General features: G+C 64.9%; 20 protein-coding genes. 6 read left to right on the forward strand and 14 right to left on the reverse strand.

From position 1 onward, the window contains the following. Positions 1–23 precede the first annotated feature (23 nt). Positions 24–1,574 (reverse strand): exodeoxyribonuclease VII large subunit, encoded by a 1,551-nt coding sequence (gene xseA, locus C8N43_RS05345; RefSeq protein WP_107844614.1) that lies wholly within the window; start codon positions 1,572–1,574, stop codon positions 24–26. A 67-nt stretch (positions 1,575–1,641) separates the two neighbouring features. Here xseA and purD point away from each other — a divergent pair, with 67 nt between their 5' ends. Then, positions 1,642–2,907, forward strand: a complete 1,266-nt coding sequence (gene purD, locus C8N43_RS05350) for a phosphoribosylamine--glycine ligase (RefSeq protein WP_107844615.1) — start codon at positions 1,642–1,644, stop codon at positions 2,905–2,907. A 53-nt stretch (positions 2,908–2,960) separates the two neighbouring features. Here the strand turns inward: purD and C8N43_RS05355 are convergent, their stop codons facing one another. Continuing rightward, a complete protein-coding gene (locus C8N43_RS05355; RefSeq protein WP_107844616.1) occupies positions 2,961–3,707 on the reverse strand; it encodes an FG-GAP repeat domain-containing protein in 747 nt (248 codons plus the stop codon). 2 nt (positions 3,708–3,709) lie between these two features. Continuing rightward, positions 3,710–4,033, reverse strand: a complete 324-nt coding sequence (locus tag C8N43_RS05360; RefSeq protein ID WP_107844617.1) for a 2Fe-2S iron-sulfur cluster-binding protein — start codon at positions 4,031–4,033, stop codon at positions 3,710–3,712. Between the two features lie 105 nt (positions 4,034–4,138). Between C8N43_RS05360 and C8N43_RS05365 the strand changes: the two genes are divergently transcribed. The 4 genes from C8N43_RS05365 (at position 4,139) to C8N43_RS05380 (ending at position 7,451) form a co-directional block, all read left to right on the forward strand. Next, entirely contained in the window at positions 4,139–4,543 is a 405-nt protein-coding gene (locus C8N43_RS05365) for an OB-fold nucleic acid binding domain-containing protein (RefSeq protein WP_107844618.1), read from the forward strand. Positions 4,544–4,646: 103 nt separating this feature from the next. Next, a complete protein-coding gene (locus C8N43_RS05370) occupies positions 4,647–5,186 on the forward strand; it encodes a peptidoglycan-binding domain-containing protein (RefSeq protein ID WP_107844619.1) in 540 nt (179 codons plus the stop codon). A gap of 49 nt (positions 5,187–5,235) precedes the next feature. Further along, on the forward strand, positions 5,236–6,117 hold the full coding sequence (locus C8N43_RS05375; protein WP_146174161.1) for a sulfotransferase domain-containing protein: 882 nt from the start codon (positions 5,236–5,238) through the stop codon (positions 6,115–6,117). A gap of 95 nt (positions 6,118–6,212) precedes the next feature. Continuing rightward, a complete protein-coding gene (locus C8N43_RS05380; protein ID WP_107844621.1) occupies positions 6,213–7,451 on the forward strand; it encodes an NADH:flavin oxidoreductase/NADH oxidase family protein in 1,239 nt (412 codons plus the stop codon). Here the strand turns inward: C8N43_RS05380 and C8N43_RS05385 are convergent. From C8N43_RS05385 to C8N43_RS05435, 11 genes are all read right to left on the reverse strand, one after another. Next, entirely contained in the window at positions 7,448–7,852 is a 405-nt protein-coding gene (locus C8N43_RS05385; RefSeq protein ID WP_107844622.1) for a DUF6326 family protein, read from the reverse strand. The two genes, C8N43_RS05380 and C8N43_RS05385, sit on opposite strands and share 4 nt — an antisense overlap. 132 nt (positions 7,853–7,984) lie before the next feature. Next, positions 7,985–8,401, reverse strand: coding sequence for a universal stress protein (locus tag C8N43_RS05390; RefSeq protein ID WP_107844623.1), 417 nt, complete (start codon positions 8,399–8,401; stop codon positions 7,985–7,987). A gap of 158 nt (positions 8,402–8,559) precedes the next feature. After that, positions 8,560–10,014 (reverse strand): Do family serine endopeptidase, encoded by a 1,455-nt coding sequence (locus tag C8N43_RS05395; RefSeq protein ID WP_107844624.1) that lies wholly within the window; start codon positions 10,012–10,014, stop codon positions 8,560–8,562. Positions 10,015–10,284: 270 nt separating this feature from the next. Beyond that, the gene (locus C8N43_RS05400; protein WP_107844625.1) at positions 10,285–11,274 is read right to left on the reverse strand and encodes a sterol desaturase family protein; all 990 of its coding nucleotides are present in this window, start codon (positions 11,272–11,274) and stop codon (positions 10,285–10,287) included. A 142-nt stretch (positions 11,275–11,416) separates the two neighbouring features. After that, the gene (locus C8N43_RS05405) at positions 11,417–11,614 is read right to left on the reverse strand and encodes a DUF2065 family protein (protein WP_107844626.1); all 198 of its coding nucleotides are present in this window, start codon (positions 11,612–11,614) and stop codon (positions 11,417–11,419) included. Then, complete coding sequence (gene hflC / locus C8N43_RS05410; protein WP_107844627.1) at positions 11,614–12,501, reverse strand: protease modulator HflC; 888 nt, start codon at positions 12,499–12,501, stop codon at positions 11,614–11,616. The genes C8N43_RS05405 and hflC overlap by 1 nt, the downstream gene beginning before the upstream one ends. Continuing rightward, the gene (gene hflK / locus C8N43_RS05415; protein WP_107844628.1) at positions 12,501–13,688 is read right to left on the reverse strand and encodes an FtsH protease activity modulator HflK; all 1,188 of its coding nucleotides are present in this window, start codon (positions 13,686–13,688) and stop codon (positions 12,501–12,503) included. Before hflK ends, hflC begins: the two co-directional genes overlap by 1 nt. A gap of 91 nt (positions 13,689–13,779) precedes the next feature. Beyond that, a complete protein-coding gene (locus C8N43_RS05420) occupies positions 13,780–15,243 on the reverse strand; it encodes an FAD-dependent oxidoreductase (RefSeq protein WP_107844629.1) in 1,464 nt (487 codons plus the stop codon). Positions 15,244–15,299: 56 nt separating this feature from the next. Beyond that, positions 15,300–16,088 (reverse strand): ribose-5-phosphate isomerase RpiA, encoded by a 789-nt coding sequence (rpiA, locus tag C8N43_RS05425; protein WP_107844630.1) that lies wholly within the window; start codon positions 16,086–16,088, stop codon positions 15,300–15,302. A 65-nt stretch (positions 16,089–16,153) separates the two neighbouring features. Beyond that, positions 16,154–17,185, reverse strand: a complete 1,032-nt coding sequence (locus C8N43_RS05430; protein WP_107844631.1) for a Hint domain-containing protein — start codon at positions 17,183–17,185, stop codon at positions 16,154–16,156. Positions 17,186–17,296: 111 nt separating this feature from the next. After that, entirely contained in the window at positions 17,297–17,959 is a 663-nt protein-coding gene (locus C8N43_RS05435) for a thiamine diphosphokinase (protein WP_107844632.1), read from the reverse strand. 226 nt (positions 17,960–18,185) lie between these two features. Between C8N43_RS05435 and C8N43_RS05440 the strand changes: the two genes are divergently transcribed. After that, positions 18,186–20,480, forward strand: coding sequence for a midas domain-containing protein (locus C8N43_RS05440; RefSeq protein ID WP_107844633.1), 2,295 nt, complete (start codon positions 18,186–18,188; stop codon positions 20,478–20,480). Positions 20,481–20,584 lie beyond the last annotated feature (104 nt).

Genomic DNA, 20,584 nt, shown 5'->3' on the forward strand with positions numbered 1-20,584 from the left:
GTATTTTGAGAACAAAGAAAGGGTTAGTCGTCGAAAAGGCTGGGCTGGCCCGGCTTTGGGGGCTTCGGCTTGCTGGGCGCCTTGGTCGCAGCACCAAGCGGAATGCGGGCATCTTTGAATTGGACCTCTAGCGACGTGGCCTTTTTGGCCTGCTTGCTGTCGGTGACGACCGTCTCGCCGTCCCACACCACCGCGTAGCCACGGGCGAGCGTGGCCTGATAGCCCAGCGTTTCGCGCAGGCGGTCGAGCTTGTCGATACTGTCGCGCCAGCCGCGCGTCTGGGCTTGGCCCGCCTGGGACGCGGCCCGGGTCGCGCGCGCAAGGCGGTCCTGCTGCAAGCGCAGCTCACGGGTCAGGCCCTTCGGGGTCAGCTGATCGGCGGCGCGCTGGAACTGCGCGCGGGCACGCTCAGTCCGACGCTCCAGCGCAGTGCCAAGACGGCTCGTGGCTTGGGTCAGCCGCGCCTCCATCCGCTCTGTCTGGCGCGCGAGGATCGCGGGCTTCAAGGGCTGCGCGGTCTTCTCAAAACGCAGGCGCTTGGCCGCGACACCGCCTGACAGTGCCGTCTCCAGTCGTCCGCCCACCATGTCGAGCCGTTGGCGCGGGTTGCTGGTCAGCCCGTCCATCCGCCCCAAGGCGCGGCCAAGATCATCCACCCGCTGGCGGCGCTGCGCGACGCCACGGCTCAGCGACTGCGCCATGCGCGCGCCGAACTGGTCCACCGCGGCCATCAGATCCAGCCGCACCGGCACGGCCATCTCGGCTGCCGCCGTGGGCGTGGGCGCGCGCTGGTCGGAGACGAAGTCGATCAGCGTCGTGTCCGTCTCATGCCCCACGGCAGAGATCAGCGGGATGTCGGACGCCGCCGCGGCACGGGCCACGATTTCCTCGTTGAAGCCCCATAAATCCTCGATCGAGCCGCCGCCGCGGGCCACGATCAGCAGGTCAGGGCGCGGCAGCGCGCCTCCCGGGGTCATCGCATTGAAGCCCTCGATCGCTGCGGCCACCTGTGGCGCGCAGGCCTTGCCCTGCACCGCGACGGGCCAGATCAGCACCTTGCGCGGGAAGCGGTCGCGCAGCCGGTGCAGGATGTCGCGGATCACAGCCCCCTGCGGCGAGGTCACGACCCCGATGATCTCCGGCAAATACGGGATGGGTTTCTTGCGCGCGACGTCAAACAGCCCTTCGGCGGCCAGCGCCTTCTTGCGCTTCTCCAGCAGTGCCATCAGCGCGCCCTCGCCCGCCACTTCGATGCTGTCGACATTGATGTTGTAGCGCGACTGCCCGCCGAAGCTGGACACCTTGCCGGTGACGATGACCTCCAGCCCCTCTTCCGGCAGCACAGACAGCCCGGCCACCTGCCCCTTCCAGGTGTTGCAGGAGATGACGTTCCGGTCGTCCTTCAGGTCATAATACATATGCCCCGAGCCCGCCTTCATCACCCGCCCGATCTCACCGCGCACCCGCACCCTGCCAAAGGCCTGCTCGAGCGTCTTCTTCACCGCGCCGGAGATCTCCGAGACGGTGAATTCGGGGGCGTTGTCGCCGGGCGTGTCGTCTTCGAGCAAGTCCACGGGGGGAGGCCTCTTGTGGTGGCGGGTGGCCCAGCTTAGAACGCCCAAAACCGGAGGGGAAGCGCGCATGAACATCTTGATCCTTGGAAGCGGCGGGCGCGAGCATGCGCTGGCCTGGGCGGTCAAGCAGAACCCCAAATGCGACCGGCTGATCGTGGCCCCGGGCAATGCGGGGATCGCGGGCGTGGCGGAATGCGCGGCGCTCGACATTATGAACGTGGACTTGGTGGTCGACTTCGCCCTGGCGCAGTCCATCGACTTCGTCATCGTCGGCCCCGAGGACCCGCTGGCCGCAGGCGTGGCCGACGCGCTGCGCGCCGCTGGCGTGCTGTGCTTTGGCCCGTCGGCAGAGGCCGCGAGGCTCGAGGCCTCCAAGGCTTTCACCAAGGAAATCTGCGCCGCCGCGAACGCGCCCACCGCAGCCTACGCCCATTTCACCGATCTGGCCAAAGCCCGCGCCTATGTCGAGGCGCAAGGCGCCCCGATCGTGATCAAGGCCGACGGTCTGGCCGCGGGCAAAGGCGTGGTCGTCGCGATGGAGCTGGATCAGGCCTTGGCCGCGCTCGACGACATGCTGGGCGGCGCATTCGGCGACGCGGGCGCCGAAGTGGTGATCGAGGAATTCATGGAGGGCGAGGAAGCCTCCTATTTCCTACTCTCCGACGGGAAAACCGTGTTGCCCATCGGCACCGCGCAGGATCACAAGCGCGCCTATGAGGGCGACGAAGGCCCCAATACCGGCGGCATGGGGGCCTATTCCCCGGCACCCGTCCTGTCCGATGAGATCGCCGCGAAAGCCGTGGCCGAGATCGTGCAGCCCTGCGTGGACGAGATGGCGCGGCGCGGCACGCCCTACCAAGGCGTGCTCTATGCCGGGCTGATGATCAAGGACGGTCAACCCCGGCTGGTGGAATACAACGTGCGCTTCGGCGATCCCGAATGCCAGGTGCTGATGATGCGCCTCGGCGCGCAGGCGCTCGACCTGCTGATGGCCTGCGCCGAGGGCCGCCTGGACGAGGCCCGCGCGCAATGGGCCGATGATCATGCGATCACCGTGGTGATGGCGACCAAGGGCTATCCCGGCGCCTACGAAAAAGGCTCCGTGATCGGCGGGCTCGATGCCCTGCCCGAGGATAGCATGAACATGGTGTTCCACGCGGGCACCCGTGCCCAGGGCGAGCAGATTACGGCTTCGGGCGGCCGGGTGCTCAACGTCACCGCCCGCGGCGCATCCTTGGCCGAGGCGCGTACGCGGGCCTATGCGATGGTGGATCAGATCAACTGGCCGGACGGGTTCGTGCGCCGTGATATCGGCTGGCGCGCCCTCGACTAAGTCCCGAAGCCGCGCGCTTCCGGCTTCGTTTTGGCAAAAATACTCACAATCCCTCAGTTGCACTCCATCGCGGCGTTGAGCGAGGCGCGCCCGGTGTGAGGTCCCACATCCCGGGTGCTGAGGCTGCCATTTTCAAATGAGGTGGCAATAACCCGCGACCAGTTGGCCGAGGCCGTGATCATCTCGATCTTATCGCCGCATACCCGCAGCCCGCCACCGATATCGCGCTCGCCGATGCGGTGGTTCGTCAGCCCCGGCAGGGACGCGACCTCGCGCAAGGCGCCGTCGCGGAACCGCCAGACCCGCAGGGTCTTGGCCAGATGCGGCCGGTCGATATAGGCGATCTCGACGAAGCCGTCCCCATCCATATCCGCCGCCCCAATGGGCGCCAGCCAGCGGTTGCGCGTGCCAATATGCGGTGTCGCGGCGAGCTTGCCAGTGGCGTCATAAATTGCCAGCTGCGCGCCGCTGGACTGCTGGCTTTCGACGACGACCACTTCGGGCTTACCGTCGCCGGTGACATCCACCAGCCGCGGGGCGACGTCCTCGAACACGCGGTCCTCGGGCAGCACGAAGCGCATCTTGGTGCGGTGCGCCCAGTCCTCGACCACGATCTCCAGCGCGCCCCACTCGATCGCGTCCCCCAGAACTCCATGGGCATAGCGATCCGTCGGATCGCCATAGGTCGCCTCAACGATGGTCCCGGCCGCGGCAGCCCCGCCCAGAAACAGGCTCGACGCCAGCAAGACGCGGCGGGCGAGACCGCCCCATATGCGCCACGACAGACGCCGCGCCGCCATGCTCAGATCTGCTTCTCGGGCATCTGCACGACCAGCCCGTCCAGAGCGTCGGTGACTTTCAGCTGGCAGGTCAGGCGCGACTTCTCGGGATCCGGCTCATAGGCGAAGTCCAGCATGTCCTCTTCCATGGCTTCCTTGGCGGGCAGTTTGCCCACCCAAGCCTCGTCCACGTAGACATGGCAGGTGGAGCAGGCGCAGGCGCCGCCGCAATCGGCCTCGATGCCGGGGATGTTGTTGTCGCGGGCGCCTTCCATCACGGTCAGGCCGTTGGCGACCTCCACCACGTGTTCCTTGCCGCCATGCTCGATATAGGTGATCTTGGCCATGTCTTTGTGCTTCCGTCGTTACCATCGGTTCCCAAGCCATTTAGTGCAGACGGCGCGCTTTTGCCAGAGCTTGCATCTCCGCGTGCATGTTCTACATTCGTTCCCATGATCCCGTTGACCCCCGTCCCCAACAGCTGGCCGCGCCCGCCTGCCTGCCTGCCCCATGGCCGGCTGGCCGAGCCGTCCAATGGCGCGCGGGTCTGTGTGGCCGGGCTGGTGCTGGTGCGCCAGCGCCCCGGCACGGCCCATGGCGTGGTCTTCATCACGCTCGAGGACGAGACCGGCGTATGCAATGTCATCGTGTGGAAGAAGGTGTTCAAGCGCTTCCGCCGGGCGGTCATCGCGGGTCGCCTGCTCAGGGTGACCGGCAAGCTGCAGCGCGAGGGCGGCGTCTGCCATGTCATCGCGGAGGATATCGAAGACATCTCCTACATGCTCGACGACCTGCTTAAGCCCGAGGCGGAGCAGCACCCCGCCCTGCCATTGCGGCGCGAAAGCCGCACCGGCTAGCCCGCGCGCCCGGCCCCGCTTGGCCGCACACCCCGGCTTGCGCTACACTGCGCGCAAAGCGGCAGCAGACCGCCCCCGTTGAGACCGAGCATTGAGGCCCGACATGACCCGCCTGATCCCCCTCGGCGCCCTTGCGGCGCTGGTCGCCTGCGCGCCCCTGCCCGGGCCCGATGTCACCAAGCTGATCACCTCGACCCAGACAGAGATCACCTCCGTCGACATGAAGCCCCCCGCCAATATGCCCGGCGTCTGCTGGGGCCATATCCCTGGTCCGCAAATCACCGAAATCGTCTCCGACATCGTGCTGGCGACCCCCGCGACGGTGGACGAGTTCGGTCGCGAGCTGTCGCCCGCCATCTACCGAAAGGTGACCCGCCCCCAGACCTTCAACGAGGGCGACGGCCGCTGGTTCACCCGTACCTGCGACGCAGACCTGACCCCCGACTTCGTGATGACGTTGCAGCGCGCGCTACAGGTTCGGGGTCTCTACCGCGGCCCCGTCACCGGCGAGATGGACGCCCGTACGCGCCGTGCGATCCGCGATTACCAGACGCCACAGGGGCTCGACAGCGCGGTCCTGAGCCAGACCGCCGCGCAACAGCTGGGCCTGATCGCGGTGGAGCTGGACCTGCCGGAAGGCTGAGCCCCGCCCCCTTGACCACGCCCGCGCCCGCGTGCTCGACTGCCCGCACATGGCGCATCGCAAGCTCTACCTTGGTCCTCTGACGGACAATCGCCGCTGGGACCGGATCACCATCCGTCCCGATGATGTCCTCGTCGTCACCCCGCCGAAATGCGGCACCACATGGATGCAGACCATCGTGGCCCTGCTGATATCCGGCGACCCGGAGGTCGACACGGAACTGTCGGTCAAGATGCCCTGGGTCGATATCCGCCTGCGCGAGATCGACGAGGTCGCCGCCCGGATGGAGCAGTTGACCACCCGGCGCAGCATGAAGAGCCACACGCCGATGGACGGGCTGCCGATGGACGACCGCGCGCAATACCTGTGCGTGTTCCGCCACCCGCTCGATGCGCATTTCTCCTATCGCAGGCACCTGCGCAACACGCCGCTTCGCCTGTTGGACATGTGGTATCCGGAGGATGACACGGACGGCCTCACCTTCCGCCGCTTTCTTGATGGCGGGCCGGAGGGGTTCGACACCGACGCCATGCCGCTCGCCGTGATCCTACGCCACTACACCGCCGCGGCGGCGCTGGCCGAGCGGCCCAATGTCAGCCTGTTCCACTATGCAGACATGAGCCGCGATCTGCCCGGCACTTTCGCGCGGGTCGCGGGGCTGCTGGGTATCACCCATCCGCCCGGGCTGATGGAGCAGCTGATCGCCGCCGCCAGTTTCGATCACATGAAGGCCCATGCCGAGCGCTATGCGCCGTCGGGCGGCAAAGGGTTCTTCACCTCCGACACAGAGTTCTTCCACAGCGGCACGAGCGGCAAATGGCGGGGCCAGCTGAGCGAAGCGGAGCTGGCACAATATGATGCCATGATGGACGCCCAGCTTGGCCCCGGTGACCGCCGTTGGCTTGAATACGGCGCTGCGTCCTCCGCGTGACGCCACGCATGCGCGGGGCAACCCTTGATCTCTGCGCCCGTTTGCCGTCTCAAGGGGCAGCAAAGCGCCCCTATCTGCAACCAGAGACAGCCCCTATGACACCACCCGACCACGCCCCGCTGCTCTATAGCCCCTACGTGGGCCGGGTGAAGGCCCCGAACCGGTTCCTGAAATCCGCCATGAGCGAGGTTCTGGCCAAGCAGGGCGAAGACCTGCCCACGCAAGAGCATTTCCGGGTCTACCGACGCTGGGCCGCGGGCGGGACCGGCATTCTGCTGACCGGCAACGTGATGATCGACGGGCGCGCTCTGGGCGAGCCCGGCAATGTGGTGCTGGAGGACGACACCCCGCTCGCGCCCTTCGCCGAATGGGTGCGTGCGGTCCATGAGACCAGCCCCGAGACGCAGCTGTGGATGCAGATCAACCACCCCGGCAAGCAGAGCCCAAAGTTCCTGACCCCACACCCAGTCGCCCCCAGTGCCGTTCCGCTGGGCCCCGTGCTGGAGGCCGCCTTCACCCCTCCCCGCGCGCTCGAAGCCGGTGAGATCGAGGGGCTTATCACCCGGTTCGCGACCACCGCGCGCCGCGCGCGCGAGGCAGGCTTTGACGGGGTGCAGATCCACGGTGCACACGGCTACCTGATCAGCCAGTTCCTGTCGCCGCATCACAACCGGCGTACCGACGCGTGGGGCGGCTCGCCCGAGAACCGCCGCCGCTTCGCGCTTGAGGTCTACCGCGCGGTGCGTGAAGCCGTCGGCCCAGACTTCCCCGTCTCGATCAAGATGAACAGCGCCGATTTCCAGAAGGGCGGCTTCGGCGGCGAGGAGGCCCATGACCTGATCGCCGCCCTGTCGGAGGCGGGGATCGACTTGATCGAGATTTCCGGCGGCAATTACGAAAGCCCGGCCATGACCGGCGCGCGCCAGTCGACCAGCGCGCGCGAGGCGTATTTCATCGACTTCGCGGCCGAGGCGCGCAAGCGCAGCGACGTGGCCCTGGCGGTGACCGGCGGCTTCCGCTCGGTGCGCGCGATGGAGGCGGCGCTGGCCTCCGGCGCGACCGATTTCATCGGCATCGCCCGCGCCCTGACCCTTGATCCCGACCTACCGAAGCGCGCCGCGGCAGACCCGGACTACACCTGCGACGTCGGTCGACCCAGCACCGGGATCCGCGCGCTTGATCTGATGTTCATGATCGCGATCTCGTATTACGAATCGCAAATCCGCCGCATGGCCCAGGGTCGTGATCCGAAGCCGGGGATGTCCGCCTGGCAGACCGTGTTCCAGAGCGCGACTGCGCTCGGCAAGGCCGCGTTCCGCAAGCGCCGCGCTTAATCCGCGCGGCGCGGCTCCGCATTAGCCTCGCCCCACACCAGCACTGCAATCGCCGCCAGCGCCGCGATCTCGCAGAGTGCAAAGAAGATGTAATGCGGCTTCAGCGACCCGCCGCCGATGATGAACAGCGCCGTGACGAGGACCGCCACCAAAGAGACCAGCCGCAGGGTGCGCGCGGCGAGCAGTTGCGTGGCCACGATCATCGCGATGGGGATCTGGATGAAGACGGCTGCGATCAGCATCAGGTTGTCTGACAGCGCGACGCCTTCGATGACCCCGCTCATGACCTCGGGCAGCGTGCCGGGCGTGTAGAGCCCAAGAATATCCGCAAACGCGATATTGAGCGCGACCATGGTCCACAGGGACGAGATGACATGTCTGCGCGCGACGGGCCTGTGCATGCGGGCGATCCTTTGGGCGAGGGATACAATTTCTGCCCCGCTGGCTAGCGCGCCCTTCCGCAAAAATCAAAATGCCTTTTGCCAGCTGATCCCGGCGATGGCGATTTCCCGCCGCCGCGCAGTCGTGTGTCGCTAACGCACCACGTAGACCGAGACCGGGGCGTGGGTTGCGACATAGCCCGCGTTGGAGGAGAAAACGTGATCCTTGAGCCCTGGCATATGGCTTGCCATGACGATCAGATCGCAATCTGTCTTCTTGGCAAGCCCGATCAGCTCCGATCCGACATTGAGATGCAGATCGCGCCGCATCGCCACCTGATCGGCGGTCTCGATCCCGTGGGCCTCTGCCTGCTCGGCGGCGAAGCGGTCCAGCCGCTCTTTCGCGACCGCGGCTTCGGGTCGGGCGGAGGGGGTCGGAACCGTGTCGACCACCCCCGCATAGACGACAGTCGCGCCGTCTCGCTTCGCGATCTCGGCGGCGGTCTCGAGCGCCTTGCCAAGCTTGTCGACATTGTCGAGGTCGACGGGCACCAGAATGCGGGAATACATGGGGGTAATCCTTTGCTTGTTGGTGTGGCGACAAGCGTAGCGCCGCGGGCGGACCAGTGCTTGACCTGCATCAACCGCGCAGCGGAGGAGTGCCAATCCCAAAACACAAAAAAGGGCGCCCGGTCGGGGCGCCCTTCGATTTGTTTGGAGCGGTGTGCTTACTCGTCGTCGAGGCTCAGGGCCACGAAGCGCGGGTCACCTTCGCGGCGGATCAGCATCAGAAAGGATTTGCGACCTGCGTCGCGGGCCTCCTCGATGCGCTCCTCCAGATCGGAGATGGCGTCGACCTTGCGCTGGCCAGCTTCCACGATCAGGTCGCCTGCGCGCAGGCCCTTCTCGTAGGCATCGCTGTCCTCGGCCACTTCCTTGACGACCAGACCCTCAAGCCCTTCATCAAGGCCCAGCTGCGTGCGCAGCTCGTCGTTCAGCACGGCCACGGTGACACCCAAAATGGTCTTCTCTTCGACGTTTTGCTTGTCGAGCGCGACCGGCACCGCGGTGGCTTCCGCCTCTTCGCGGCGACCAAGGGTGACCTTAAGTGTCTCGGACTTGCCATCGCGGATCACGACCACGCGGACAGCTTTGCCGACGGTGGTGTTGCCCACCAGGCGCACCAGCTCGCGGGTGTCGGTTACGTCGGAGCCGTCGAAGGTGGTGATCACGTCACCGGCCTCAATGCCTGCGTCCTTGCCGGGGCCTTCTGGCACGTCAGTGACCAGCGCGCCCTTGGCATCTGCCAGCTCAAGCGCCTCGGCCACGTCTTCGGTCACGTCCTGAATGCGGACACCGAGCCAACCGCGGCGGGTCTCGCCGAACTCCTTGAGCTGGTCGACCACCTTGGTCACCACGTTGGAGGCCATGGAGAAGCCGATGCCGATGGAGCCGCCCGACGGAGACAGGATCGCGGTATTCACGCCGATGACCTCGCCTTCCACGTTGAAGAGCGGACCACCCGAGTTGCCGCGGTTGATGGCCGCGTCGGTCTGGATGAAGTCGTCATAGGCGCCCGACAGGGCCCGGCCGCGCTGCGACACGATACCTGCGGAAACCGAGAAGCCCTGGCCCAGCGGGTTGCCCACGGCCACGACCCAGTCGCCCACGCGGGCGGCGTCGCTGTCACCGAACGCCACGAAAGGCAGCGGCTCGTCGCTCTCGACCTTCAGAAGGGCGATGTCGGTCTTGGGGTCGGTGCCGATCAGGGTTGCATCGAGCTTTTCGCCCGAGAAGAACTCGATCTCGATCTCGTCGGCCTTGTCGATCACGTGGTTGTTGGTGACGATGAAGCCATCCTCGGAGATCACGAAGCCCGAGCCCAGAGCGCTGGAGCGGCGCGGGCGCTGCCCCTGCTGCTGGCGATCCATGAAGTCGTTGAAGAAATCCTCCAGCGGCGAGCCCTCGGGCACGATTGGCCGCGGGCCGTCATTGCCGGCACCGGCCACGGTGGTGGAGGTGGTGATATTGACCACCGCCGGGCTGACCTGATCGGCCAGATCGGCGAAGCTTTCGGGCATCTTGGCATTGGCCGCGATGGCCTGGGCCATCACCAGTGCCAGCCCCAACACCAACGCCGCCAGCGCGCGCGCCGGGCCCTGCCGCCTGTCTGCATATGTCATTATTGCTGCTTTCACGTCTTCGCTCCTCTTGCGAATTCTGCCTAGTGTGCGCCCTTCGATGTGCGGACGCGGGATGCACACAATCTGTGCGCTTGTACGGGAGACATCAACACTCTGCCCCGTCGCAGGGCGTCAACTCGCCGTGAGAGATGTGTCACTCACTTAAGATAGGACATTGCAGCAAAGTTCCAAAGGTCCGATTGCGACGGTGGCAAAGTCTTGTAAAGACTTTGGCGCAGAGTTTCGCGGAAACTCTGCCGCCCGCTGATCTCAGCGGGCGGTGCGCGCCGCCCGAAACCGCGCATCCGCCTCGGGCGTGCCGTCGTGGAAACTGCCGAACCACTTGTCCAGCGGCACCGCGTTCTCGCCGAAATTCACGCTGTGATAGCGGTGGTGCAGGTAGTGCATCAGCTTGTCATTCTGCACCGCCATCTCGTCCCCGAAGACGATCTCGTCAAAGCCCGAGTGGCTCGCGCCCGGCCCCAGCGCCGTCGCCATGCCGTTGAACATCATATGCAAAGGGTGCGAGGGCACGACGAGATGGATCAGCAGGCAGCTGAAATAGAGCAGATGTTCCACCGGATGCATGGCCAGCCCCGACCACGGCCCCACATTGACGTTCTTGTGGTGCAGGTAATGCACGCTGCGGTAAAGCGGCGGCCAGTGGATCAGCCGGTGGATCCAGTAGAAATGGAAGTTGCGCCAGAACGGCATGAGCAGCATCCAGAGCACAAACCAGACCGGGTTTTCTGCGACCCCCGAGAATGGCAGGGCGCCGTTGGCGTAGCCCCACCACAACCCCACCTCGAAGCCGGTCCAGATCACCACGCCGACTATCGACCAGAAGACATTGTCATAGACCTGGTTGTTGAACAGGAAGCGCTTGTCGCGCTCGGCGGGCCAGCTGCCATTATACTTCGCCCACCGCCCCTGACCGCGCAGGCGGTAGAGCCAAAGGTGCAGCCCGCCAGTGAAGAGCGTCACCATGACCACGTTGCGCGCGAGGATTTCCAGCGCCCAGCCGGGGCTCAGGCTTTGCATCCGCGCGATCTCCGGCGTGAACCAAAGATAGGCCACGAGCGTGAAGCCGAGGTAGATTGCGTACCACGGCACCAGAAAGCCGGGGATGCCGAAGAACCATTTCGCCAATGTCCTGGGGGTCGTCGGCCAGTCGAAAAGCGGCATGAAGCGCACCGCCCGGTTGGGCCGCCACTCGCCGCGCCGGTCGCGCGGTTGATTATGCTCGTCGATCTGGGTCATAGGCGCGATCTAAGCGCGCGGATGGCGGCTACGTCAACTCTTGGCGCGCGCACGCCCGTTCGAACGGGCGTGTTGGAAGCAATTTGAAAATCGCTTTTCACGCGCCTTGCAAGGCGCGTGGCACAAGCCGCGTCGACGCGGCTTACGCCCCGAAAACCCCTTTGGCGAGCCAGACCAGTACGGTGCCCAGCCCGACCGCGGCAAGACCGAGCATCCGGCGGGTTTCAAACGGGATCTCCGACAGCGCCTTGAGGATGTCCTCCATGCGAGAAGGGGCCAGTGCAAGCACCAGCCCCTCCACCACCAGCACGAGGCCAATGGCTAGTAATATGACGCTCACTACCGGCGTTCCGCAACGCCTTCAGGCGACTTCAGATAGTCGAAGAAGGCGTCGTTCGGGTTGATCACCAGCGTGGAGTTCTCGCCCCGGATCGACTTCTCGTAGGCGTCAAGCGAGCGGCGGAATTCAAAGAATTCCTCGTCCGCGCCGTAGGCGTCCGCGAAGATCGCGTTTCGCTGCGCATCCGCCTCACCGCGGGTGATGTCGGCGGTCTTTTGCGCTTCTGACACCAGCTCGACCACGGTCCGGTCGGCTTGCGCACGAACGCGCAGGGCCGCCTCTTCACCACGGGCGATCTCGTCGGCGGCCTCGCGTTCCCGCTCGGCGCGCATCCGGGCGAAGGTCGCCTCGAGGTTCTGCTCGGGCAGGTTCGTCTGTTTCAGGCGCACATCGACCACTTCGAGCCCCAACGGCAACGCCCGGGCGCGGGCCTGCGTCGTGATGCGCTGCATGAGCGAGGCACGATCGGCCGACAGGATGGTGTTCGAGGTTACACCGTCAGAGCCTAGCACCTCCCGGATCACCGGGTTCAGAATGCCTTCCAGACGATCCTCGGCGGCCCGAAGCCCGCCGACGCCAACGGCCTGGCGGAACTGCACCACGTCGGAGATGCGGTACCGCGCGAAGGCGTCCACAACGAGCCGGCGGTCGTCGGACGGCGTGACCTCTGTGGCAGGCGTATCAAGCGCGAGGATCCGGTCGTCGTAGCGCACGACTTCCTGGATGAACGGGATCTTGAAGCCAAGGCCCGGCTCTTCCTGCACTTTCACGATCTGGCCGAATTGCAGCACCAGCGCCTTCTGGCGTTCATCGACGATGAATACCGACGACAGGATTGCGAACACAACGCCCACAAGGGCGATCAGGGATATGGTTCCTTTGGTCATCAGTTCGTTCCTCCGGTCGAGGTGGAAGCATTGGGCGTGGCCCGGCGCAGCTCGTTGAGCGGCAGGTACGGCACGACCCCCTGGCCGCCGCTCTCGCCACTGCTGTCGAGGATGATCTTGTCGGCACCGCCATAGACGCGCTCGACCGTCTCCAGCCACAGGCGCTTGCGGGTCACATCGGGTGCCTTTTCGTATTCTTCCAGAATGGCCGTGAAGCGCGAGGCCTCACCTTCGGCCTGATTGACCTGCTGGGCGCGGTAGGCTTCGGCCTGCTCCAGCAACTGGGCGGCTTCACCACGGGCACCGGCCAACACGCGGTTGGCATAGGCGTCGGCGAGACGCTGCAGGCGGTCGCGCTCCTGCTCGGCGGCCTGCACTTCGCGGAAGCTGTCGATCACCTCGCGCGGCGGGTCAGCCTTGTCGAGGTTGAGACGCACAATGTTCACGCCCGCATCATACTGGTCCATCGTGTTCTGGATCAGCTGCTGCGTGGTGTCGGCGATGGCCTGACGATCGCGGTTGAGGATCGGGGCCAGTTCGGAGCGCGCGATCACCTCGCGCATGGCCGATTCAGACACCGCGCGGATGGTTTCGCGGGGCTCGGCCAGGTTGAACAGGAACTTGGCCGGATCGTTGATGTTCCAGACGACCTGGAAGTCCACGTCGACGATGTTCTCGTCCGTGGTCAGCATCAGGCCGCTTTCACCGCGCCCGCCCACACCGATATCTTCGGTCTGCTCTCGCGTTACGGGAAGCACTTCGGCACTCACCACAGGCCAGGGCGCGAAGTTCAGACCCGGGTTGCCGGTGGCGTAATACTCGCCAAGGAACAGCTCAACGGACTGCTCTTCCGGGCGCACCGTGTAGAACGAAGAAAACAGCCACATCCCGACAGCCACCAGCGCGGCAAGGCCCAGGGTCCCCTTGGAGAAGCCCCCGCCGCCACCACCACCGGTGCCGTTGGAATTGTTGCCGCCGCCGCGGCCGCCCATCAGGACGCGCAGCTGCTCCTGGCCCTTTTTCATCAGCTCGTCGATCTCGGGGATCTGCGGGCCGTCGCCACCGGAGCCGCGACCACCGCCGCCTCCGCCACTGCCATTGCCGGAGCCGTTCGATCCGCGCCTATCGTCCCCGCCGCCACGGTTACCACCGCCGCCGCCCCAGGGTCCGCCACTATTACCGGCCATTCAGGTTCTTCCCCTTGTGATGTCTGTACAATCTTGTCTGCGTTGTAAGTGGGCGTTCCCGCCCGGAAATCAAGCACTTTGCGCGGCTTTGTCAGCCGCTGCGCATGGGTGTTTTCATAGTCACCAGCTCTTCGGACATGGTCGGGTGCACCGCGCAGACCTGATCGAACTGCGCCTTGGTCGCCCCCATCTTTACCGCGATGCCCGCCATCTGGATCATCTCGCCCGCCGCCGGTGCGACGATGTGGCAGCCCAGCACGCGGTCGGTTTCCTGGCTGACCACCAGTTTCATCAGCACTCGGTCCGGTCGGTCGAGGAAGGCCTGCTGCATCGGCCGGAAAGAGGTGCAGTAGACGTCGACCGGCTCCTGCTCCATCGCCTCTTCCTCGGTCATGCCGATGGTGCCCATCTCGGGCTGGGTGAAGACCGCCGACGGGATCAGCTCGTGATCGACGGGGGTGGGATTGCTTTTGAAGACCGTCTCGACGAAAGCCATGCCCTCGCGGATCGCCACCGGCGTCAGCGCGACCCGGTCGGTCACATCGCCGATTGCATAGATCGAGGGCTGGGCCGTCTGGCTATACTCATCGACCTCGATCTCGCCCGCGCGGCCCAGCTTCACATCGGTGTTCTCAAGCCCAAGATCGGACGTGTTGGGCTTGCGACCCGTGGCGAACAGCACCTGATCGAAGACCCGTGTCTCGCCATTGGCGGCCTTGACCCAGATCGGGCCGCCCTCGCCCTCGTCGGCCTCTTCCTTGACCTTCATGTCCTCGCGCGCGGGCGCGCCCATCGCGGCGTCGCTGTTGGTGCCTTTGCGTTCGTCGTCTTCGGCATCCGCGGCGCGCTTCATCTCGACAATGGTCGTGCCGAAACGGATCTTGATGCCCTTTTGCTGCATCATCTCCGACACCAGGCCTGCGGCCTCTTCATCGAAGCCGCGCAGGATGCCGGACTTGCGGATGAACATCTCCACCTCGACGCCCATGTTGTGGAGCACGCAGGCGAACTCGCAGGCGATATAGCCGCCGCCGATGATCAGGATGCTCTTGGGTAGCTGTTCCATCTTAAAGATGTCGTCGGAGACCATACCCAGATGCGCGTTCTCCATCTGCGGTCGCACCGGGTGGCCGCCGGTGGCGATCAGGATGTGCTTGGCGGTCTTGATCTCACCGCTCGACAGCTCGATCGTGTGCGGGTCGCTGAGCTCTGCGCGGGCATCGAAGATGTCGACATCGGAGCCTTCCAGCAGGCCGCGATAGACCTGTTCGAGCCGGTCGAGCTCCGAGTTGAGCTTCTTCTGGAACGGCGGCCAGCTGAATTCGCCATAGGTGCAGTCCCACCCGTAATCGGCCGCCTCCTGCATCGTCTCGCGGTAGCTCGACGCAAACACCATCAGCTTCTTGGGCACACAGCCGCGGATCACGCAGGTGCCGCCCAGGCGGCTGTCCTCGGCCAATGCCACCTTCGCGCCCTCGGATGCCGCAACGCGCGCAGCGCGCACCCCGCCCGAGCCACCGCCAATCACAAAGAGGTCGTAGTCGAAATCAGCCATGGGGCGCGGTCCTTGTCTTTGTCTTGAATAGAGTGTCGTCTCGCGGGCGCGGTCGATCAGTCGGCGATATCCACGAACAGGTTGTCCGTCTCAACCACCTCGATGGTCTCATGTTCCACCGTGCCGTTGTTGATGTCGCGCACTTCCACAGAGCCGTCGCCATTGCCAATCACAACCACGTCACAGATGTCGATGAACAGCCCGTTCTCCACCACCCCGGGGATTTGGTTGAGCACGAGGCTCAGCTGCCGAGGGTTGCCGATGCGGCGCAGGTGCAGGTCGAGAATATAGTTGTTCTCGTCGGTGCGGCACGGCGCATCGCCGTTCATCCGCAGCGACGCCGTGCGGCCCAGCACATCGAGGTTGACGAGGGTCTCTTCGACCAGCGCCTTGGTGGTCTGCCAGCCGAAGGGGATCACCTCGATCGGCAGCGGGAAGGCGCCCAGCGCCTCGACCTGTTTGGACAGGTCCGCAATGACGATCATCTGGTCGGAGGCGGTGGCCACAATCTTCTCCTGCAGCAGCGCGGCCCCTCCGCCCTTGATCAGGTTAAGGTTGTGGTCATACTCGTCCGCCCCGTCGATGGTCAGGTCCAGCCACTTCGCCTCGTCCAGCGTGACGATTGGCACGCCCACCTGCCGCGCCAACTCCGCCGTGCGGGTCGAGGTCGCGACCCCGGTGATCTTCAGCCCGTCATTGCGCACCATCTCGCCGAGGCATTTGACCATCCACGCCGCGGTGGAGCCGGTGCCAAGCCCGACCTTCATCCCGTCCTCCACATAATCAACCGCGCGCTTGGCGGCGACGAACTTGGCTTTGTCGATGGGGGAAAGGGTGCCTGACATGAAAGTGTGTCCTCAAACTGGTCGTCGCCCGCGCTTATACGCAGTTTGGCCGCGCGGGGCGAGGTCTAAAGGAGCTCTTTTTGCGCAAGTGCCCGATGCGCCTGCGCGGCCGGTAAAAGCGGGCGCGCCGGGCGCGGTGTCAGCGACAGCAGCCCGCTTGCCGCCAGCAGGCGAAGCCGCACCTGGCGTGCAGGCGAAATCGACTTCAATGCTTGTGGTCCCATCAGCAGGCTTTCGGCGTAGGCCCCGTTGGCCGTCAGGATCGCGTGGTCTTTCAGCACGAGATGGACCCATCGCGCCCGCGTGCGACCTCGCATCAGCCGCACGCCCGGCAGCCGTCCTACGAGCGCTTTCGCCGGGACGAGTGTTTGGGCAGGCAACAGCCCCGCCCCCTGCCCCGGATGGCCCAACAGCACGCGGTGCTGGCCGGAGACGACAAGCGCCCGTGCGGGGCGTGCCAGGCCAAGCGCACCCGCCGGGATCAAGACTGGCAAGTCGTGCGGGCGCGCGGGCGACAATTCCACAAGGCGCTTGCACACCCACACGACAGGTTGCGGATTTGCATCCAAGGTCTGGACCAGTTCCCCCGGTCTGATATTTCCGGCACGGCGCAGCCCGAAGGGCGTCTCGATCAATGTCTCGACATCAAAGCACGGCACGGAATTGGCCTCGTAATAGCTATGGTTCAACGTGGTGCCGTCGTTGTCATTCACCGCCCCCGAGGACACGACCGTGTAGCTGGTGCCGGGGGTGAGCGGCGCGGACGGCACATAACCCACATGCACGCCATTGATCTCGATCCGGTCGATGGTGATCTGGTTGCCGCCCGCATCTTCCAGGACCGCAAAGGCGGCAGCGTAGACCTGCCCGCTCGCAATGACGTTCCCCTGATCATCATAAGCGGTGCCAACCTGGTTGGGGTCGGAGATGTCCTCTCCCTCTTCCTGAAAACCGTTAAAGACGGCATCATCGTCGGTGTATTCGACGAAGTTCCGGTCGGTCGACGGATCATAGGACGAGGCCAGCACGAAGGTGTTCGAGCCACCATCATACTGCAATATGTCGGGCGCATAGGTATGGAAGCTGTAATCGGCCATTGCCTCGGTCTGTTGCGCGGGCGGACTGCGCCTCGCGTGCCGGGCTAGCGGGTTGGCCGTTTCGCTCCCATTAAGTTTGAAGGAAAAAGCGCATCGCCTTTGTCGCGATTTTTAATGATCGCGGACAAGGCCGCCCAGGACCGCCGACAATTGCGCGACCGGCACAATGACAAGCATCGCCGGCGCGTCAAATCGCAGGCGCACCGGTCCGATGGACGTGTTGGAGGTGCCGATCTGGGAGCCTGGGGCGAATTCGAGCCCCTCGATCGGATATTCCAGACCGTCCGAGCGTCCCGTGACAGGCGCAAGCGGATAGAGCGACAGGCGTGTGCCCCGTGGCAGGTCCAGATCGATCGTCGGCGGTGCGAGAAAGCAGATATCCTCGGCCCCGATCAGGACGCAGCGCTGCTCAGGAAACCGTGCCAGCGCGGAGAGCGCCGCAAGCTGATGATCCAGCCGCCCGCCCAGAAACCCGTGTGCAAGAATCGCCCGTGCCTCGACCGAGCGCAGGCACTTTTCGAAATCCGTGCTGTCCTGCTCGGCGATATGGTGAAGGTTTTCTGCGGGGATCGCGGCGCGTCCCTCGGCACTCAGGCTGTCAAGATCGCCGATCACCGCCGCGGGCGTTAACCCCTGAGACAGCGCCACGTCCGCCCCGCCATCAGCGCAGACGAGAATCGGGGCCCTCTTAAGCGATTGATTCAGATGGCGAAAATGTGTCGGACCGCCACCCAAAAGTGTCAACATTAAGGGGGTCTGAACAATTCCTGCCATACTGCGTGTATTAATGGACACAGTGGAAACAACTGGCAACAATTCTAAGCATAATTCCGGGGATTTTAACGGTTTTTGTTTTTGTTACGGAAATACTGGATGCTAGTTTTCCACCGTGGGTTGGGGAGAAAGTGAGTACACCGTGGTTGGTGAGAGCAAGATTTTAACGGTCTCGTATGGGACCTTTTCATGCACCCTTGAAGGGTTTGATGAACCGTTTTCGACGATGAAGGCGATCGCGGAGTATTTCCGCGACCTGGCTGCCGATGACCGCTACTTCGGCGCAGAGCCGCCGCAGCCGGACACCGAGATGCTGCATCAGATCGCAGAGCGTACGATCCAGCGCCGTGTCGCCGCCGAACTGGCGGAAAATGGCGTGATCCTGCGCCAGACCGAAGCTTCTGGAACAAGCGCCCCTGCATTGACATCCGACACGCCCGTTGCTGCCCCCGTGGCGGCACCGGTTGCAACGCCCCCGGCCCCTGAGGCTGGCGACGTGGCCCCGCAACAGATGCCGGCCCGCGCGGCAGAGATCGCCTCGCCCGGTCTTGGCGGTGGCAACACCGTGGCTGAGAAGCTGCAGCGCATCCGCGCCGTGGTGGCCCGCGAGAACGCAACGACCGCCTACAGCGAGGATCAGCACGCCGTGGCTTTCGCCCCGACCGATGATCCCGAAATCGAAGAGGATGCGCCGAGCGCGTTCTTCGACACGAGCGGTTCCGGCTTCGAGACGGACAATCCCGAGGAGGACGTCATTGAGACGCCCCACGTCGAAGCGGAAGCGGAAGCGGAGAGTGTGGACGCGGAAGAGACCCTCGTCGACACGTCCGAGGACACAATCGAAGATGTGACCGAGGACGCCCAAGCTGAAGCCGAGGACGAAAGCGCCGATGTCAGTGACGCGGTCGAGGCCCCGGTGATGGACGGTGACGCCGTCGACCCCACCTCCGACGAAACGCAGGTCGAGGACGAGGTGAAAGCCAAAGACGACGACGTCGTCGAAGAGTGTGCCGAAGATACGCCCGAGGCAGAGATGGCCGAGGACGACAGCACCGCGCAAGAGGCTGAGGTCGAGACTGAGGACGACATGTCCGAGGTTGAGACCGCAGAGGACGAAAGCTCTGACGCGGATGCCGAGATCGGCGCCGAAGATCGCGAAGCCGACGCACTGGATGAGGCTCCGACGCTGCGCACCAAGCCGCGCCGCCGGATCGTGGTCCAGAAAATCTCGCGCGCCGATATGGAAGCCGCGAAGGCCGCCAAGGAAGCCGAACTGCCGCCCGAACTGGAAGCAGAATTGATGGCCGAACTGGCCGAGGTCGAAGCGGAAGCTGAGGAGTCGGTGGAGGCTGAGATTGAAGCCGAGGTCGAAGTGGAAGCCGAAGTCGAGGTGGCAGCCGAGGCCGACGCGGAAACGGATGTCGCTGATGTGACCGAAGAGACCGCTGAAGTCGAAGCCTCAACCGACGTAGCTGAAGAGGTTTCGGAAACGGAAACCACCGAAGCGGAAGCCGAAACGGACATCGTGCCGGACGCTGAGGATGACAGCGAACTGTCCAAGGACGACGAGGACGATATCCTCGCCCGCCTAAACGGCAGCCTGTCGGACACCGTATCCGAAGATACCTCCGATCCGGTCGAAGCGGCGGAAGCACCGGCGCAAGACGACAGCTCTGACGATGTGCTCAAGAGCCTTCTGAATGCGCAGTCGGATGCCGACACCGATGACGAAGTGGCCGAGGCCGAGACGTCAAGCGAGACCGACGAGGTCGCGGAAGCGGACACTCCGACGCGCAAGACGCTTGGGGCCGAGGCCGAGGATGACGCGATCGAGCGCCTGATGAGCACGACCAGCTCGCGTATCGATCACGACGAAAGTTCGGTGCGCCGCGCTTCCATCGCACACCTCAAGGCGGCTGTCGCCGCGACCAAGGCCGATGCCAGCATCGCCGAGGCCGCCGACAAACGCGAAGAGGAAGAGATGGACCAGTATCGTGACGATCTGGCCCGCGTGGTCAAGCCGACTCGTCCCAGCGCCAGCTCCGAGCGCGGCACCGACCGTCCCTCGCCGCTGGTTCTGGTCAGCGAGCAGCGCATCGATCGCCCCGAGGAGGCCCCGAAAGAGGCCGCCGCGGCCAGTGTCGACGTGCGTCCGCGCCGCGTGACCGCAGGCAACCTCGCCTTGCAGGAGGAAGAGGAATACGAGACCGAGGAAACCATCTTCGAGGACGCGGAGGGTCAGCTGACCTACCCCGAGTTCGCTGCGAAGATGGGCGCCCTCGAGCTTCCCGACCTGCTGGAAGCCGCCGCCGCGCATTACATGGTTGTGGAGGGTGCCGAGCATTTCACCCGGCCGATGCTGATGCGCAAGCTGGCGACGATCCAGGGGCCGGACTCGCCGTCCCGTGAAGACGGTCTGCGCGCCTTCGGCTCGCTCCTGCGCACCGGCAAGATCGTCAAGACCGACAATGGCAAATTCGTGCTCGCCAAGGGCTCGCGGTTTGTCGACGAGGCCCACTAGCCGGAGTTGCTCCTGGCTGGGCACCAACCACGGGATGGGGGAGACCGAAAGGCCTCCCCCATTTCGCGTTTTTTCACAGCAGAAAACCCTCCGCGCGGTCTGGA

Origin of the sequence: Litoreibacter ponti, from assembly GCF_003054285.1 — a bacterium.
Lineage (GTDB): Bacteria > Pseudomonadota > Alphaproteobacteria > Rhodobacterales > Rhodobacteraceae > Litoreibacter > Litoreibacter ponti.

What these genes read in the sequence shown, in the direction of transcription:
- hflK (WP_107844628.1), bottom strand. Translation starts at nt 13,688, where the DNA reads ATGGCCGGTAATAGTGGCGGACCCTGGGGCGGCGGCGGTGGTAACCGT.
- C8N43_RS05375 (WP_146174161.1), top strand. Translation starts at nt 5,236, where the DNA reads ATGGCGCATCGCAAGCTCTACCTTGGTCCTCTGACGGACAATCGCCGC.
- C8N43_RS05380 (WP_107844621.1), top strand. Translation starts at nt 6,213, where the DNA reads ATGACACCACCCGACCACGCCCCGCTGCTCTATAGCCCCTACGTGGGC.
- rpiA (WP_107844630.1), bottom strand. Translation starts at nt 16,088, where the DNA reads ATGTCAGGCACCCTTTCCCCCATCGACAAAGCCAAGTTCGTCGCCGCC.
- C8N43_RS05390 (WP_107844623.1), bottom strand. Translation starts at nt 8,401, where the DNA reads ATGTATTCCCGCATTCTGGTGCCCGTCGACCTCGACAATGTCGACAAG.
- C8N43_RS05360 (WP_107844617.1), bottom strand. Translation starts at nt 4,033, where the DNA reads ATGGCCAAGATCACCTATATCGAGCATGGCGGCAAGGAACACGTGGTG.
- C8N43_RS05430 (WP_107844631.1), bottom strand. Translation starts at nt 17,185, where the DNA reads ATGGCCGATTACAGCTTCCATACCTATGCGCCCGACATATTGCAGTAT.
- C8N43_RS05420 (WP_107844629.1), bottom strand. Translation starts at nt 15,243, where the DNA reads ATGGCTGATTTCGACTACGACCTCTTTGTGATTGGCGGTGGCTCGGGC.
- C8N43_RS05400 (WP_107844625.1), bottom strand. Translation starts at nt 11,274, where the DNA reads ATGACCCAGATCGACGAGCATAATCAACCGCGCGACCGGCGCGGCGAG.
- C8N43_RS05355 (WP_107844616.1), bottom strand. Translation starts at nt 3,707, where the DNA reads ATGGCGGCGCGGCGTCTGTCGTGGCGCATATGGGGCGGTCTCGCCCGC.
- C8N43_RS05370 (WP_107844619.1), top strand. Translation starts at nt 4,647, where the DNA reads ATGACCCGCCTGATCCCCCTCGGCGCCCTTGCGGCGCTGGTCGCCTGC.
- hflC (WP_107844627.1), bottom strand. Translation starts at nt 12,501, where the DNA reads ATGACCAAAGGAACCATATCCCTGATCGCCCTTGTGGGCGTTGTGTTC.
- C8N43_RS05365 (WP_107844618.1), top strand. Translation starts at nt 4,139, where the DNA reads ATGATCCCGTTGACCCCCGTCCCCAACAGCTGGCCGCGCCCGCCTGCC.
- C8N43_RS05440 (WP_107844633.1), top strand. Translation starts at nt 18,186, where the DNA reads ATGAAGGCGATCGCGGAGTATTTCCGCGACCTGGCTGCCGATGACCGC.
- C8N43_RS05385 (WP_107844622.1), bottom strand. Translation starts at nt 7,852, where the DNA reads ATGCACAGGCCCGTCGCGCGCAGACATGTCATCTCGTCCCTGTGGACC.
- C8N43_RS05395 (WP_107844624.1), bottom strand. Translation starts at nt 10,014, where the DNA reads ATGACATATGCAGACAGGCGGCAGGGCCCGGCGCGCGCGCTGGCGGCG.
- purD (WP_107844615.1), top strand. Translation starts at nt 1,642, where the DNA reads ATGAACATCTTGATCCTTGGAAGCGGCGGGCGCGAGCATGCGCTGGCC.
- C8N43_RS05435 (WP_107844632.1), bottom strand. Translation starts at nt 17,959, where the DNA reads ATGGCAGGAATTGTTCAGACCCCCTTAATGTTGACACTTTTGGGTGGC.